13 protein-coding genes and 2 pseudogenes are annotated in these 15,051 nt (G+C 71.1%); 7 read left to right on the top strand and 8 right to left on the bottom strand.

Annotated features, from left to right (window positions below; genetic code table 11):
- Positions 1–8 precede the first annotated feature (8 nt).
- The gene (locus AAFF41_RS30125) at positions 9–203 is read left to right on the top strand and encodes a hypothetical protein (RefSeq protein WP_099920878.1); all 195 of its coding nucleotides are present in this window, start codon (positions 9–11) and stop codon (positions 201–203) included.
- 12 nt (positions 204–215) lie between these two features.
- Here AAFF41_RS30125 and AAFF41_RS30120 read toward each other — a convergent pair whose 3' ends face one another.
- A complete protein-coding gene (locus AAFF41_RS30120; RefSeq protein ID WP_319746762.1) occupies positions 216–596 on the bottom strand; it encodes a hypothetical protein in 381 nt (126 codons plus the stop codon).
- Between the two features lie 149 nt (positions 597–745).
- On the opposite strand from AAFF41_RS30120, the gene AAFF41_RS30115 reads away from it, so the two are divergent.
- The 3 genes from AAFF41_RS30115 (at position 746) to AAFF41_RS30105 (ending at position 4,161) form a co-directional block, all read left to right on the top strand.
- Positions 746–1,261: a SigE family RNA polymerase sigma factor gene (locus AAFF41_RS30115; protein WP_343324921.1), complete on the top strand. Its 516-nt coding sequence runs from the start codon at positions 746–748 to the stop codon at positions 1,259–1,261.
- 82 nt (positions 1,262–1,343) lie between these two features.
- Positions 1,344–2,639 carry a hypothetical protein gene (locus AAFF41_RS30110; protein WP_319746767.1) on the top strand — a complete coding sequence of 432 codons (1,296 nt, stop codon included), beginning with the start codon at positions 1,344–1,346 and terminating at the stop codon, positions 2,637–2,639.
- Between the two features lie 184 nt (positions 2,640–2,823).
- Positions 2,824–4,161 (top strand): M14 family metallopeptidase, encoded by a 1,338-nt coding sequence (locus AAFF41_RS30105; protein ID WP_319746770.1) that lies wholly within the window; start codon positions 2,824–2,826, stop codon positions 4,159–4,161.
- Between the two features lie 68 nt (positions 4,162–4,229).
- Here AAFF41_RS30105 and AAFF41_RS30100 read toward each other — a convergent pair whose 3' ends face one another.
- The 5 genes from AAFF41_RS30100 to AAFF41_RS30080 form a co-directional block, all read right to left on the bottom strand.
- Positions 4,230–4,814 carry a hypothetical protein gene (locus tag AAFF41_RS30100; RefSeq protein WP_319746775.1) on the bottom strand — a complete coding sequence of 195 codons (585 nt, stop codon included), beginning with the start codon at positions 4,812–4,814 and terminating at the stop codon, positions 4,230–4,232.
- 86 nt (positions 4,815–4,900) lie between these two features.
- Positions 4,901–6,385 (bottom strand): GntP family permease, encoded by a 1,485-nt coding sequence (locus tag AAFF41_RS30095; protein WP_319746778.1) that lies wholly within the window; start codon positions 6,383–6,385, stop codon positions 4,901–4,903.
- Positions 6,386–6,517: 132 nt separating this feature from the next.
- A complete protein-coding gene (locus AAFF41_RS30090; RefSeq protein WP_054234976.1) occupies positions 6,518–6,928 on the bottom strand; it encodes a RidA family protein in 411 nt (136 codons plus the stop codon).
- Complete coding sequence (locus AAFF41_RS30085) at positions 6,925–7,698, bottom strand: IclR family transcriptional regulator (protein WP_060899204.1); 774 nt, start codon at positions 7,696–7,698, stop codon at positions 6,925–6,927. Before AAFF41_RS30085 ends, AAFF41_RS30090 begins: the two co-directional genes overlap by 4 nt.
- Positions 7,695–8,783 (bottom strand): sugar kinase, encoded by a 1,089-nt coding sequence (locus AAFF41_RS30080; RefSeq protein WP_319746785.1) that lies wholly within the window; start codon positions 8,781–8,783, stop codon positions 7,695–7,697. Before AAFF41_RS30080 ends, AAFF41_RS30085 begins: the two co-directional genes overlap by 4 nt.
- A 152-nt stretch (positions 8,784–8,935) precedes the next feature.
- Here AAFF41_RS30080 and AAFF41_RS30075 point away from each other — a divergent pair.
- Together AAFF41_RS30075 and AAFF41_RS30070 are read left to right on the top strand one after the other, a co-directional pair.
- Positions 8,936–10,218 (top strand): annotated as a pseudogene (locus tag AAFF41_RS30075) (amino acid deaminase).
- A gap of 38 nt (positions 10,219–10,256) precedes the next feature.
- On the top strand, positions 10,257–11,879 hold the full coding sequence (locus AAFF41_RS30070; RefSeq protein ID WP_319746789.1) for an N-acyl-D-amino-acid deacylase family protein: 1,623 nt from the start codon (positions 10,257–10,259) through the stop codon (positions 11,877–11,879).
- Positions 11,880–11,900: 21 nt separating this feature from the next.
- On the opposite strand, the gene AAFF41_RS30065 is transcribed toward AAFF41_RS30070, so the two are convergent.
- A complete protein-coding gene (locus AAFF41_RS30065; RefSeq protein WP_319746791.1) occupies positions 11,901–12,788 on the bottom strand; it encodes a S1 family peptidase in 888 nt (295 codons plus the stop codon).
- 224 nt (positions 12,789–13,012) lie between these two features.
- The gene (locus tag AAFF41_RS30060; RefSeq protein WP_343324920.1) at positions 13,013–13,705 is read right to left on the bottom strand and encodes a hypothetical protein; all 693 of its coding nucleotides are present in this window, start codon (positions 13,703–13,705) and stop codon (positions 13,013–13,015) included.
- A 128-nt stretch (positions 13,706–13,833) separates the two neighbouring features.
- On the opposite strand from AAFF41_RS30060, the pseudogene AAFF41_RS30055 reads away from it, so the two are divergent.
- A pseudogene (locus AAFF41_RS30055) lies at positions 13,834–15,044 on the top strand (pyridoxal phosphate-dependent aminotransferase).
- Positions 15,045–15,051 lie beyond the last annotated feature (7 nt).

Raw genomic sequence — 15,051 nt, 5'->3', positions numbered from 1 at the left:
GAGACGTCGTGACCGACCACATCGCCTGGGAAGACCCGTTCTGCGGTGAAGGCAACAACTGCTTCCGCCTCGGCACCGACCCCCAAGGCAACGCCTACATCGCCATAGCCGGCGCTGAAGACACCTACCTCACCGACACCCGCGAAGCGCTCCGCACCATGATCCTCGACATCAAGGCGGGCAGGGCCGACCACCTGCTCTGAGCCGTCGGACGGCTACCCCATCGGCCGGTAGTACCCCAACACCCACGCCAACTGTGCGAACCACCCCCGCAGCAACTCCCGCGGCTTCGCGGTCACCACGCACTCGTAGACCCTGCCGTCCAGGTGGACCACGGCGACCATCAGGGCCTTGCCGTTGGGGCTCGCCTTGTAGTGGACGCTGCGGATCTCGGGCCAGGGGAAGTCGACCGTGATGTCGTACATCTCGAAGGCCACACCCGACGCGTCGACCACGACCGAGTTGTGCTTGTCGACCGCAAGGAACTCCGGGCCGGGCGCCGGGGGCTGGGGCGGCTGCGGGGCGTACTGCGGGGCATACCGCGGAGGGGGCGGGCCGAAGCCCGGTGGGGTGGAGGCGGGCGGCTGGTCAGTCACTCCGGCAACCTATCCGGCGTACGGGGATCCCCTACGTGGAGGGCCCTCTGTGGGCCCCTTCTGGACCTTCTCGTCGTCCGCTGAAACATTTCCGGGGGGCCGGCGCATCAATGAGGTGAAGGCGGCGGTACCACAGACACGGGGGCGGGATGAGACAGGTACGGGGGGACGAGTACGCCGAGTTCGCGGCGGCGCGGGCGGGGCATCTCTACCGTTCCGCCTGTCTGCTCACCGGCGGGGACACCCATCTCGCCGAGGACCTGGTGCAGGAGACCCTCGGTCGCCTGTACGTCCGCTGGTACCGGGTCTCCCGCGTCGGCAACCCCGCCGGATACGCGCAGACCGTCCTCACCCGTACCTTCCTCGCCCACCAGCGGCGCCGCAGCAGCCGGGAACGCGCCACGGACGAGTTCCCCGACCTTCCCGACCCACGCGCGGCCGACACCGACACACCCCTGCGGCTGACCCTGGTCGAGGCGCTCGGCCGGCTGTCCGCCAAGGACCGGGCCGTGGTCGTGCTGCGCTACTGGGAGGACCGCAGCGTCGAGGAGACCGCCGAGGCCATGAACGTGAGCTCGGCCGCCGTACGCACCCGCTGCACCCGCGCGCTCGCCCGGCTGCGGCTGCTGCTCGGGGACGCCCTCGGCGAGCACGCAAGACCCTGACCCCGGCCCGGCGCCAGCGCCGACGACCGTACAGACCGCTCCGACAGACAGCCCTTACGGAGAGCAGAGAGGGTGATTCGCCATGCCCGTTGACGACCGCGACCACGAACACGACCCGTACCCCGACCACCATCGCGACCACGACCACGAGGACCGTTTCGAGGAACGGCTCGGCGAGGCCCTGCACCAGGCCGGCGGAGCCTACGAGACCGACCGGCGCGCCCTGGTCGCCGCCGGCGAGACGCGCGGCCACCGACTGCTGCTGCGGCGCAGGGCCGCCGTCGTGGCGGGCGTGGCCTCGGTCGCGCTCGTGGGCCTCGGCGGGGCACTCCTCGTACCGGGCGGCGACGACGGGCGGCAGTCCGTGGCCACCGGTGCGAAGACCCCCGTCGCTTCGGCCACCCCCAAGGCGTCGTACACCGGCGACGAACTGATCGGCATCCTCGAGAAGCTGCTCCCGCGGGGCAAGTTCAGCTCGGCGGAAGCACGCGGCACGGACGAGCAGCTGCCGCCGTACGCCCAGGTCGTCTACAACGACGGCAAGGGCGAGGCGGCCATCGCCGTCGGTCTCGGCCGGGACCTGCCGGGCAGCGAGCAGACCCGCCAGGCCGTCGAGTGCCCGGACAAGGTCCTGGCGCCGTACGACAGTTGCGTCGTGACCAGGCTCCCCGACGGCTCGGCGCTCAAGATCTTCCAGGGGTACGAGTACCCGGACCGCCGTGCGGACACGAAGCTGTGGACGGCGGACCTCGTGACCCCCAGGGGTCAGCACGTCAGCGTGAGCGAATGGAACGCCGCGGCCGAGAAGGGCGCGCCGGTCAGCAGGGCCGAACCCCCCCTGTCTCCCGGACGGTTGAAGACGCTCGCCACGGCCGGCGCGTGGCTGGGCGTCGTCGACGCGATCCCGGTGGACCCCAGGGCCCCGACGGCGGCACCCGCACAGCCCTCGGGCATCGACGGCGGCGCGGTCGCTTCCACGCTCGTCTCGCTGCTGCCCAAGGGCGTCAAGGTGGTCGCCAAGAGCGGCCCGGACAGCGGGTACGCCTATGCCGTCGTCGACGACGGCAAGGGCAGGAGCCTGGTCCAGATCAACGTGCAGCCGAGCATGTCGGACGTCGAGCACCAGCTCTTCGGGGCGGGCACCGAGACGCTGGCCGACGGCACGAAGGTCATCACGCGCGAGGAGCCGGGCAAGAAGGGCGGCGCCGGCGTCGTCATGTGGACCGCCGACACCATCAGGACCGACGGGTTCCGCGTGGTGGTCAGTGCCTTCAACTCCGGCAGCCAGGTGACCGCCGCGACGCGCACCACCCCCGCGCTCACGACGAAGCAGCTCCGGGCGATCGCCCTCAGTGCGAAGTGGCGCGGCCTGGGCTGAGTTCCCCCACCCACTCGGACCCCGTCGGGCGGACCTGCCGGCGGGGTCCGCCGCATGACCGGTTTCCGCCACCGGCCCTTTAGCGACTCTTGACCTGCGCATGCCAACCCCTCACCATGAGCGCCACACCCGCACTCCGTACGTCGCACTGGTTCCACCCCCCACACTCCGCCAAGGAGACTTCATGCGACTTCACAGACGCGGCAGGCGCACCGCCACCCTCGCGACCCTGCTCGCGCTCGCCCTCGCCGCCCCGATCACCGCCACCGCCACCCACGCCACGGCGACCGGAGCGAAGGCCCCCGCGCCCTCGGCCGACGACATCCGCCAGTACGAGATCCACCAGAGCACCACCCCGGTGACCCGCACCGCCATCCAGCGGACCGGCGTCACCGTGGACGAGGCCGACGAGGAGACCGTCGTCGTCTCGGGCCGCGCCGACCAGGTCGAAAAGCTGCGCCGACTCGGCTACGAGGTCTCCCTGTTGGGGTCCGCGCCGAACCGGTCCGACGGCGCCGGTGACGTCCGCCTCCTCGACTTCCCCTCGGCCGACTCGAAGTACCACAACTACACCGAGATGAACACGGAGATCGACCAGCGGCTCGCGGCCTACCCGAGCATCATGAGCAAGCGGGTGATCGGCAAGTCGTACCAGGGCCGGGACATCGTCGCCATCAAGGTCAGCGACAACGTGGCCACCGACGAGAACGAGCCCGAGGTCCTCCTCACCTTCCACCAGCACGCCCGCGAGCACCTGACCGTCGAGATGGCGCTGTATCTGCTGCGCGAGCTCGGGGCCGGGTACGGCAGCGACTCCCGGGTCACCGACATGGTGAACAACCGTGAGATCTGGATCGTCCCGGACCTCAATCCGGACGGCGGAGAGTACGACATCGCGACCGGCTCCTACCGCTCCTGGCGCAAGAATCGCCAGCCCAACTCCGGTTCCTCGTACGTCGGTACGGACCTCAACCGCAACTGGAACTACAAGTGGGGCTGCTGCGGCGGCTCGTCCGGCTCCACGTCCTCCGAGACCTACCGCGGCGCATCCGCCGAGTCCGCGCCCGAGGTGAAGGTCGTCGCGGACTTCGTGCGCGGCCGGGTCGTCGGCGGGAAGCAGCAGATCAAGGCCGGGATCGACTTCCACACGTACAGCGAACTCGTGTTGTGGCCCTTCGGGTACACCACGGCCGACACCGCGACCGGCATGACCGCGGACGACGCCGCCGCGTTCAAGGCGGTCGGCCAGAAGATGGCGGCCAGCAACGGGTACACCCCGGAGCAGTCCAGCGACCTGTACATCACCGACGGGTCGATCGACGACTACCTCTGGGGCAGTCAGAAGATCTTCGACTACACCTTCGAGATGTATCCGACGTCCAGTTCCGGAGGTGGGTTCTACCCACCCGACGAGGTCATCGAGCGGGAGACCTCACGGAACCGGGACGCGGTGTTGCAGTTGCTGGAGAACGCGGACTGCATGTACCGGTCGATCGGGAAGGCGACGCAGTACTGCAGCTAGGAATGGGACAAACCGGTGGGTGGGGAACTGCGGGCCGGATGTGGCTGGTCGCGCAGTTCCCCGCGCCCCTACGGGGCGCTCTCGTCCGGGGCCTCTTCAGAATCCTCACCGTCTTCGAAGTAGGCGTCCAGGACCGCGTCCAGCTGGTCCTCCCACTCCTTGAAGCGCGTCCGGGCCGTCGCCTCGATCTCGATCGGGTACCAGCGGCGGTCCGGGGTGTGCACCGTGATGGTGAACCGCTTCCCGAAGCGGGGCGACTCCGTCTCGACGGCGCCGATCTCGTCCCAGCGGAACTCCGCCTCCTGGTCGTCCAGACGCAGCCGTACGCCGCTGTGGTCGGCCTTGATCGAGGCGCGCCGGTCGGACGCCTCGAACACCGGACCGTCCGGGTCCGGTTCGGGCTCGGAGTCCGAGTCGGATTCGGAGGTGGCCTCCTCTTCGGGCTCGGCGGATGCCTCCTCGGCGACCGCCGTCTCGGGGGCGGCGTCCTCGACAACAACCGCCTCCTCGGACGCGGCCTCTTCGGACGCGGCCTCCTCGACGGCCGCGTCCTTCGGCTCCGCCTTCGCGGGTGACGTGAGCCCGGGGATGTACGCCGGGTTCACCGCGGCGGCGTCCAGGGGCTGGCTCTTCGAACCTATGCGCTGCTCCACAGCGGGCAGTATGGTCGAAGATCCTGTGTCGGACACAGCCAGCCCCCAAGTTGGCAACGCGACTGTTGCACGAAGTGGCCCCGTACCTACACGAACAGGCTCACCACCGCCGCCACCGCGAAGCCCGCCACCGACAGCACCGACTCCAGAACCGTCCAGGTCTTGAGGGTGTCCCGTTCGGAGATGCCGAAGTACTTCGCGACCATCCAGAAGCCGCCGTCGTTGACGTGCGAGGCGAAGATGGAGCCCGCCGAGATCGCCATGATGACCAGGGCGACGAAGGCCTGGGAGTGGTCGCCCTCGGTCAGCAGCGGGGCCACGATGCCGGCCGTGGTGACGATGGCGACCGTGGCCGAGCCCTGGGCGACACGCAGGACCAGGGAGATGAGGTAGGCGAGGACGATCACCGGCAGGCCGACGTCGTTGAAGGTGTCGGAGAGGGCCTGGGCGACCCCGCTGCCCTTGAGGACCGCGCCGAAGACCCCGCCGGCGCCGACCACCAGCAGAATGTTGCCGACCGGCTTCAGCGAGGCCGTGGACACCGTCTCCAGCGACGTGCGGGACCAGCCGCGGCGGATGCCGAGCAGGTAGTACGCCAGGAGCAGCGCGATCGTCAGCGCGACGAAGGGATGGCCGAAGAACTCGATGACCGAGCGGCCCGTGGAGGGGTCGAAGGCGATCGAGGAGAAGGTCGCGAGCAGGATCAGCACCAGCGGCGTACCGATGATGGCCAGGACCGTGCCGAGCGGCACCGGCTTCTCCTGCGGCGCGACCCCGGCGGCCCGCTGCTCCTCGACCAGCGCGGCCCTCGCCTCGTCGGCGGCCTCGGCCATGTCCTGCGGTACGGGGACGAAGATCCGCCTGCCGATCCACGCGGACCAGACCCAGGCGGCGAGCACGGCGGGGATGCCGCAGACGATGCCCATGAGGATGACCCAGCCGAGCTGTACGTGGAGCAGTCCCGCCGCGGCGACCGGGCCCGGGTGCGGCGGCAGGAACGCGTGGGTCATGGAGAGACCCGCGAGCAGGGGCAGGCAGTAGAGCAGGATCGACTTGCCGCCGCGTTTGGCTGCCGCGTACACGATCGGCGCCAGGACGAAGATGCCGACGTCGAAGAAGACCGGGATACCGAAGATGAGGCCGGTGAGGCCCATGGCGAGGGGCGCCCGCTCCTCGCCGAAGAGGTTCAGCAGACGGGACGCCAGCACCTCAGCCCCGCCACTGACTTCGAGGATCGCGCCGAGCATCGTGCCGAGCCCGATGATGATCGCGATGTGGCCGAGGGTGCCGCCCATGCCGGACTCGATGAGGGAGACGGCGTCGGAGCGCTGGACCGTGCCGAAGAGTTCGGTGACGGAGAGACCGGCCGCGAGGCCGACGGCTATGGAGACCGCGAGCAGCGCCACGAAGGGCTGGAGTCTCGCCTTGATGATCAGGACGAGGAGCAGGGCGATGCCGAGCGCGGCGACGGTCAGCAGACCGGCGGTGCCGTGGATGAGGGCGATCAGGCCGCCGGTGTGGGGTGGGACCGGTGGTGCGGTGGTGGCGGCGAGCAGCATGGGTGAGGACATGGGCGGGGGACCTCTGCAGTCGGGTAAGTGGGGCATGCGGCTTTCGGGCAGGGGGGATCGCGGTACGGCGTCCCATGGGGAGGGAGGCCGTGCCGTGATGACGTACGGGGTGCGGGAGTTCGAGGGGGTCGCTCAGCCCAGTACGGCGAGCGCGTCGATCTCGATGAGGAGGCCGGCCGGCAGGCCGACGTAGACCGTGGTGCGAGCGGCGGGGGGCGCGGTGAGGCCCTGCTCCTCGAAGTAGGTGTTGTAGATCTGGTTCATCTCGGCGAAGTGGTCGACGTCCGTGAGGTAGACGCGGATCATCATCGCGTCGTCCCAGCTCGCGCCGCCCTCTTCGAGGATCGCCTGAACGTTGGCGAGGGTCTGGAGGGTCTGTTCACGCAGGGTGGGACCGGCGGGCGTGGGCGGCTTGCCCTCCTCGGCCGGGAGGAAGCCGACCTGTCCGGCGACCTGGAGGATGTTCCCCTTCTTCACGCCGTGCGAGAACTTCGCGGGCGGCGTGGTGTGGGTCTTGGGGGTGAGGGCGGTCTTCTCGGTCATGGACGTCGGGAACTCTCTTCCTTGGCTGGGGGCTTGCCGGAGTACTCGTGGCTGATGGCGTCGGCGGTCCGGCGCACCAGCGGGAGCAGGGTGAGGAGTTCGTCGGCGGTGACGACGACGTTCGGCGCGGAGACCGACATCGCGGCGACGACGCGTCCGTCGGCGCCGCGGATGGGGGCCGCGACGCAGTTGATGGACTCCTCGTGGCCACCGAGGTCGGTGGCCCAGCCCTGTTCGCGCACCGTGGCCAGCTCCTTGAGGAAGGCGGGCGCGTTGGGGGTCGAACGGGCCGTGTACATGGGGTAGTCGAGCTTGTCCGCCAGGGCGCGGCGTTCGGGCTCGGGGAGATCGGCGAGGAGGAGTTTGGCGACGGCGGCGACCGTGATGGCGACCGGCTTCCCGATCCGCGAGTACATGCGTACCGGGTAACGGCTCTCCACCTTGTCGATGTAGAGGACCTCGTTCTCCTCGTACACCGCGAGGTGGACGGTGTGCCCGCACGTCTCGTTGAGCCGTACGAGGTGGGGGTGGGCGATCTCGCGGACGTCGAGGTTCTCGACGGCCTCCTGGGCGAGGGCGAAGAGGCGGGCGCCGAGGCGGTAGCGCTGGTCGGACTGGCGGTAGACGAGGCCGTGCTCGTGCAGGGTGCGCAGGAGGCGGAGCGCGGTGGACTTGTGGACGCCGAGGCGGTCGGCGACCTGGCCGAGGTCGGCGGGGCCCTCGGCGAGCAGCGGCAGGATGCTCAGCGCTCGGTCGACGGTCTGGCTCATGGGGTACGTACCTCCTCCTGGGCCCGCGTGACGGCTTCGGTCCAGCCGGGGCCGAGTCGAAGTGTCTCCCACGCGTCGTCGTCCAGAGCGGCCAGCCGGTCGGCGTGGTCGCGGGAGGGGGGTGCGGCGAGGTCGCCGTGGACGGTGAGGGCGGCGGCGGCCATGAGGTGGCCGTGCCGGAGCCGCTCCCGGGCGGGCAGTGCGCGCAGGGTGGCGGAGAGGAACCCGGCGGCGAAGGCGTCGCCCGCGCCGACGGCCGCGATCACGTCGACGCGCAGGGCGCGGACGAACGTGGCGGTGTCGGGGGCGTCCTGGCCGGCCTCCGAAGGCGTGCGGCCCGCCGCGGCCCTCTCGAACACGGTCGCCCCGTCCCCGCCCTGCTTGACGACGAGGACGGCCGGTTCCGGCAGCGCGTCACGGATCGCCCGTGCCCCGGACAGCCCCCAGGCGGCGCGGGCCTCGTCGTCCCCGACGAACACGATGTCCGCGCCGCGCGCGAGGTCGAGCAGGACGCGTGGTCCGTCGGCGTCGCGCCACAAACCGGCGCGGTGGTTGACGTCGAAGGAGACGAGGGGGCGCCTCGCGCGGGGCGCGGTGAGTTCGCGCATCAGGCCGAGGCAGTCCTCGGAGAGCGCGGCGGTGATGCCGGACAGGTGCAGTACGCGGCCCGAGCGCAGGGCGTCCAGGTCCACGTTGTCCTTGGTCATCGCGGAGGCGGCGGATCCGGCCCGGTAGTACGCGACCTCGTGGGCGTCGCTCGCCCGGTCGCCCGCCGTGCGGAAGTAGATGCCCGTCGGGCGCGCGGGATCCCTTCGTACGGCGGAGGTGTCGACGCCGTACGCGGCGATCGCCTCGACCAGGTGGTCGCCGAACCCGTCGGTGCCGACCCGGCCGACCCAGCGCGCGGTGTGCCCGGTCGCGGCGAGCACGCACGCCACGTTGGACTCGGCTCCGCCGATCCCCCGTTCGAACGACGGCACGTCGGCGAGGCGCCCGGGCCGGGTGGGCAGGAACGTGACCATGGACTCGCCGAGCGCGACGACATCCACGACGTCCGGGGCGTCGACAGGTCCGTTGGGGGTCACGATGTCTGGGGCTCCTCGTTCTCGCGGCCGACGGGGACCGGGCGGCACCGTTGACCCTGCGTTGGCTGGGATGTTAGACAGCAGTAAACGACATACGCAATGACCGTTGCACATGATGCAACGCAGCGCAGCACCCTTGAAGGGATGGCCCCATGACCGCCTCCGAAGCCGCCGCCCGTCTGGCGGCGGACCGTCTCGCCGCGGACCGCGTCGACCACCGCTTCAAGGGCTTCCCCCGGACGCCGAGGGTCTGACCGTCGGCGAGCTGGCCGCCCAGCGCCGCGACCTCTTCACCGGCGGCTTCACCACCCCCGTCCTCGCCCTGTCCGCCGAGCGCCTGACGCACAACCTCGAACTGATGGAGACGTACGCCGTCCGCCACGGCCTCGCCTTCGCCCCGCACGGCAAGACCTCGATGGCCCCCCAGCTGTTCTGGCGGCAGATCGAGCACGGCGCCTGGGGCATCACGCTCGCCGTGCCCCACCAGGTGCGCGTGGCACGGGAGTTCGGAATCGAGCGGATCTTCCTCGCGAACGAACTCGTCGACGCGGCGGCGCTGCGCTGGATCGCGTCCGAGCTGGCGGCCGACCCGGACTTCCGCTTCGTCTGTTACGTCGATTCGGTGCGCGGCGTCGAGCTGATGGACGCGGCGCTGCACGGCTCCACCCGTCCGGTGGACGTGGTCGTCGAGCTCGCCGCCGGCGCGGGGGCCCGCACCGGGGTGCGTACGGAGGCCGAGTGCGCGGCGGTCGCGGACGCGGTGGCCGCGACGCGGACCCTGCGGCTGGTCGGCGTGGCGGGCTACGAGGGCGAGGTCCCGGCGGCGGACCCCGAGCGCGTGCACGCCTGGCTGCGGCGGCTGACCGCGCTGGCGGTGGACTTCGACAAGGCGGGCCGGTTCGAAGGACTGGCGGAGATCGTCGTCAGCGCCGGCGGCAGCGCCTGGTTCGACGCCGTCGCGGACGTCTTCTCCGAGCTCCCCGACCTCTCCCTGCCCGTACTGAAGCTGCTGCGCTCGGGCGCCTACGTCTCGCACGACGACGGCCACTACCGCCGGCTGACCCCCTTCACCCGGGTCCCCGAGGAGGGCGCGCTGCACCCCGCGTTCCGCCTCTGGGCCCAGGTCGTCTCCCGGCCCTCCCCCGAGCAGGCCTTCGTCAACGCGGGCAAGCGGGACGCGGCGTACGACCTCGATCTGCCCGAGGCCCAGGTGGTGCGGCGGGACGGTGCCGAGCGGCCGGCGACGGGTCTGACGGTGACCGCGCTCTCCGACCAGCACGCGTGGCTGCGCACGGACCCGGAGGCGGACGTGGAGGTCGGGGACTGGGTGGGCCTCGGGCTGTCCCATCCCTGCACGTCCTTCGACAAGTGGCAGCTGATTCCGCTGGTGGAGGCGGACGGCACGGTCGTGGACTACGTCCGTACGTTCTTCTGAGAGGCCGTTGTGACGCATGTTTCCAGGAGGCCCCTGTGATGGATCTCGTCATCCGCGACGCGGAGGTCGTCGACGGCACCGGAGGGCCCTCGTACCGCGCCGACGTGGGCATCGAGGGCGGCAGGATCACCACCGTGCTCAAGGAGGGCGCGGCGGCCGGCTGTCTGCGGCCGGTCGCCCGGCGGGTTCTTGACGCCGAGGGACTGGCCCTCTCCCCCGGCTTCATCGACATGCACGCCCACAGCGACCTCGCCCTCCTGCGCGACCCGGACCACAGCGCGAAGGCGGCCCAGGGGGTGACCCTGGAGGTCATCGGCCAGGACGGACTGTCGTACGCGCCGGTCGACGACCGCACCCTCGCGGAGGTCCGGTCGACGATCACCGGCTGGAACGGACCCGGCGACGACATCGACTTCGGCTGGCGTTCGGTGGGCGAGTACCTGGACCGGCTCGACCACGGCTTCGACGGCGAGGGCATCGCCGTGAACGCCGCGTATCTGGTCCCGCAGGGCACCGTCCGGATGCTCGCCGTCGGCTGGGAGGACCGCCCGGCGACGGCGCGGGAGCTGGAGCGGATGCGGCGGCTGGTGGCCGACGGGATGCGCGAGGGCGCCGTCGGCATGTCCTCCGGCCTCACCTACACCCCCGGCATGTACGCCCAGGACGCCGAACTCACCGAGCTGTGCCGGGTGGTGGCGGAGTACGGCGGCTACTACTGCCCGCACCACCGCTCGTACGGGGCGGGCGCCCTGGCGGCGTACGAGGAGATGGTGTCCCTCACCCGTGAGGCGGGCTGCCCGCTCCACCTCGCCCACGCCACCATGAATTTCGCCGTCAACGAGGGCAGGGCCCCGGAGCTGCTGGCCCTCCTGGACGACGCCCTCGCCGCGGGCGCGGACATCAGCCTCGACACGTACCCCTACACCCCCGGCTGCACCACGCTCGTGGCGATGCTGCCGAGCTGGGCGAGCGAGGGCGGCCCGGAGGCGATCCTCGCGCGCCTGAAGGACGAGGAGGCGGCCGAGCGCGTCCGGCACCACATGGAGGTGATCGGGGCCGACGGCTGCCACGGCGTGCCCATCGAGTGGGACACGATCGAGATCTCGGGGGTCACCGACCCGGCGCTCGCGTCGTACGTCGGCAGCACGGTCCGGCAGTCCGCCGACCGGCTCGGCGAGACCCCCTGGACGACCGCCCGCCGCCTGCTCCTCGACGACCGGCTGGGTCCGACGATCCTCCAGCACGTCGGCCACGAGGAGAACGTCCGCGCGATCATGCGGCACCGTGTGCACACCGGCGGTTCGGACGGCATCCTGCGCGGCGACAAGCCGCACCCGCGCGCGTACGGCACGTTCCCGCGGTATCTGGGGAAGTACGTACGGGAGTTGGGCGTCCTCTCCCTGGAGGAGTGCGTCGCCCATCTCACCGGCCGTCCGGCCGCCCGGCTGCGGCTGCCCGACCGCGGCCTGGTCCGCGAGGGGTACCGCGCCGACCTGGTCCTCTTCGACCCGGCCACGGTCGCGGCGGGCTCGACGTTCGAGGAGCCGCGCAGACTCCCCACGGGCATCCCGTACGTCCTGATCGACGGCCGGTTCGTGATCGAGGACGGGCGGCGGACGGACGTACTGGCGGGGCGGGCGGTCCGCCGGACTCCCCGGTGACCGCCCGCCGTCGCGCAGGTGTCACGGCTTGGGCAGGGTGCATCCGCTCGCGCTCAGGTTGAGCTTGTTGCCGGTCGTGAAGCACGCCGGGATCTGGTAGGTCTCCTCGGCGTAGTTGATGCCCGGGTGAATGGTGACGTTGCCGCTCGCGTCGACCTCGCAGGGGTTGTTCACCGTGCAGGTCTCGCCGTCCTCGTTACCGGTGTTGTTGACGGCGACGACCTTGCCGGTGGCCTGGTCGATGACCGGCGAGCCCGAGGTGCCGCCGATGGTGTTGCAGGCGGAGGTGTAGCGGATGGAGTCCTTCCAGGTCCAGTCGCCCTCCTTGAGGCGGTACGCGAACCCGTCGATGCTGCAGTTGTAGAGCCGCTTCCAGTAACCGGAGGCGACCGTGATGGCGGTGCCGACGGTCGGGTGCGTGTCCTGCACGGTCAGCGCGCTGATGCCGTACGAGTTCTTGATCGTCGTGTAGGTGCTGGTGAGCTGGTAGATCGTGACGTCCGTGTCGGTCATGGTCGAGTACGCGACCTTGCCGGCCCGCAGGGTCGCCACCCGGGTGCCGGCGGAGTTGAGCAGGCCGAAGGTACGGCTGGACGCCTGGTCGACGATCACTTCACCGGGCTCCGGGAAGCCCGTCTCCAGGCAGTGGCCGTTGGAGAGCACGAGCGCCGGGTCGCTGTCCGCGGAGTTGGGGAAGCGGATGACGGAGCCGGAGCAGTTGCTGAGCGCGACGGTCCCGGCGAGGCTGACGGCCTGGAGGGTCGGCGCCGCCGCCTTCGTGTCCGCCTTGACCGCGGACACGGACGCGGACGTGGACGCCGCCGCGGGTGCGGGTGCCGCGACCGCGGGTGCCACGCCGGCTCCGGTGATCACCAGGGCGAAGAGCGCGGCGACGAGAGGCTTTCTCATGTGGGGGTCCCCTCTTGCGACTTGGGCGACCGGAGATCTTCCGGCCACTTCCAGTTTTGTCATGCGCATTGTCAATCGAGGGGACGGGGGCGACAAGGAGCGGTTTCCGGCCATGGGCATGCCGGAGCGGCGGGACGGGGCGTGTCGTCCAGGCGGGCGAGCGACCGGGGGCGAACACCACCGCGGGGTCTGCCGTGGCCCGGACAGAACCCGGGGGATTGCGGCTACTTCGGCCGCTTGGTGGCGCCCTGACCGTGGCCAGGGTTGCCGTTGCCGGCACCGCGACCCGTGGTCGCGGTGGGGCTGGTGGTGGGGGTGGTGGAACTGGTGGGGGTCCCGGCCGACGGGGACCGCGGCGCCGTCGGCGACGGCGTCGCCGAGGTGGACGCGGACGCGCCCGGAGAGGTCCGCCCGGTGCTCGCGCCGGAGGCGGCGGGCGAGTCGCCCGGCGTCGTCTCCGCCGCGCCGGCGGTCGCGCCACCCGCGGAAGCCGTCGGCTCCGGGGACGCGGACGCGCCCCGGCCGTCACCGTCGCTCCACCCCGAGGGCGAGGAGCCCCCGGACGACCCGGAGTCGAACAGTCCCACGACCACCGCGCCGAGGACGACCGCGCACACCGCGCCGCCCGCCACCGCCACCCGCCGCCGCGGGAGCCGCTTCCGGCGGCGGCGCCGCGAGCCGTCACGGCGGCCGGCCCCGGAACGCGCCACGGCGCCGTCGCCGCCCGCCCCCGGCTCGTCGCCATCGGCCGTCCGCACACCCGGCCCGTCGTACGCACCCGCCCCGTCGTACGCGTCCTGCCAGCCGTGCGCCGCCGCCGGATCCGCGTACGCCTCGTACGCCGGGGGCGCCTCGCCGCCGCCACTCGGGAGGTACACCCCCGGCTCGGCCTCGGTCTCACCGTTCTGCCAGGACATCGGCGCGGATTCTAGGGACTGCAAGGGCTTACGGCACAACGCCGGGGAATAAAGCCACCCAAAACGCCACGTCTCACGTGGTGGAAAACACCCCCCGCCGAGCGTTACGCGGCCGTAAGCTCACCGTCATGCAGGTGATCCAGTCGACCAAGCTCGCCAACGTCTGTTACGAGATCCGGGGCCCGGTGCTCGAGGAGGCGATGCGGCTGGAAGCGGCGGGGCATCGGATCCTCAAGCTGAACACCGGCAACCCGGCCGCGTTCGGGTTCGAGTGCCCGCCCGAGATCCTGGAGGACATCCTCCGGAACGTGTCGACGGCGCACGGCTACGGCGACGCGAAGGGCCTGCTCGCCGCCCGCCGCGCCGTCGTGATGCACAACCAGACCCTCGGCATCGAGACCGACGTCGAGCACGTCTTCATCGGCAACGGCGTGTCCGAGCTGATCGTCATGGCGATGCAGGGCCTGCTGGACGACGGTGACGAGGTCCTCGTACCGGCGCCGGACTACCCGCTGTGGACCGCCGCCGTGTCCCTGTCCGGCGGCACCGCCGTGCACTACCACTGCGACGAGCAGTCGGACTGGATGCCCGACCTCGCGGACGTGGAGCGCAAGGTCACCGACCGCACCAAGGCGATCGTCATCATCAACCCGAACAACCCGACGGGCGCGGTGTACGACGAGGCGATGCTGCGCGGGCTCACCGACATCGCCCGCCGCCACAACCTCCTGGTCTGCTCGGACGAGATCTACGACAAGATCCTCTACGACGGCGCCACGCACACCCCGACCGCCTCGGTCGCGCCCGACCTGCTCACCCTCACCTTCAACGGCATGTCGAAGGCGTACCGGGTGGCGGGCTACCGGGTCGGCTGGATGTCGATCTCCGGCCCCCGTGCGCACGCCGACTCCTATATCGAGGGCCTGACGATCCTCGCGAACATGCGCCTGTGCGCGAACATGCCCGGTCAGCACGGCGTGGTCGCGGCGCTCAGCGGGCGGCAGACGATCAACGACCTGGTGCTGCCCGGCGGCCGACTCAAGGAACAGCGGGACGTCGCCTACGAGCTGCTGACCCAGATCCCGGGCGTGAGTTGCGTGAAACCCAAGGGCGCGCTCTACCTCTTCCCCGGCTCGACCCGAAGGTCTTCAAGATCAAGGACGACCGCCGGATGGTCCTCGACCTGCTCCGCCGAGAGAAGATCATGGTCGTCCAGGGGACCGGCTTCAACTGGCCCGAATCGGACCACTTCCGGGTGGTCACCCTGCCGAGCGTGGGCGATCTGACCGACGCGGTGACCCGGATCGGGAACTTCCTGGACGGTTACAGCCAGCCGTGACGCTCAC

It is taken from the genome of Streptomyces mirabilis, from assembly GCF_039503195.1.
In the GTDB taxonomy this organism is placed as follows: domain Bacteria; phylum Actinomycetota; class Actinomycetes; order Streptomycetales; family Streptomycetaceae; genus Streptomyces; species Streptomyces mirabilis_D.
The sequence above is the reverse complement of the archived record's forward strand: the minus strand, read 5'-3'. Positions and strand labels throughout refer to the sequence as shown.

Excerpts from the sequence above, each read along its gene's own strand:
- AAFF41_RS30085 (WP_060899204.1), bottom strand. The coding sequence starts at position 7,698 with ATGAGCCAGACCGTCGACCGAGCGCTGAGCATCCTGCCGCTGCTCGCC.
- AAFF41_RS30115 (WP_343324921.1), top strand. The coding sequence starts at position 746 with ATGAGACAGGTACGGGGGGACGAGTACGCCGAGTTCGCGGCGGCGCGG.
- AAFF41_RS30095 (WP_319746778.1), bottom strand. The coding sequence starts at position 6,385 with ATGTCCTCACCCATGCTGCTCGCCGCCACCACCGCACCACCGGTCCCA.
- AAFF41_RS30110 (WP_319746767.1), top strand. The coding sequence starts at position 1,344 with ATGCCCGTTGACGACCGCGACCACGAACACGACCCGTACCCCGACCAC.
- AAFF41_RS30065 (WP_319746791.1), bottom strand. The coding sequence starts at position 12,788 with ATGAGAAAGCCTCTCGTCGCCGCGCTCTTCGCCCTGGTGATCACCGGA.
- AAFF41_RS30070 (WP_319746789.1), top strand. The coding sequence starts at position 10,257 with ATGGATCTCGTCATCCGCGACGCGGAGGTCGTCGACGGCACCGGAGGG.
- AAFF41_RS30105 (WP_319746770.1), top strand. The coding sequence starts at position 2,824 with ATGCGACTTCACAGACGCGGCAGGCGCACCGCCACCCTCGCGACCCTG.
- AAFF41_RS30090 (WP_054234976.1), bottom strand. The coding sequence starts at position 6,928 with ATGACCGAGAAGACCGCCCTCACCCCCAAGACCCACACCACGCCGCCC.
- AAFF41_RS30060 (WP_343324920.1), bottom strand. The coding sequence starts at position 13,705 with ATGTCCTGGCAGAACGGTGAGACCGAGGCCGAGCCGGGGGTGTACCTC.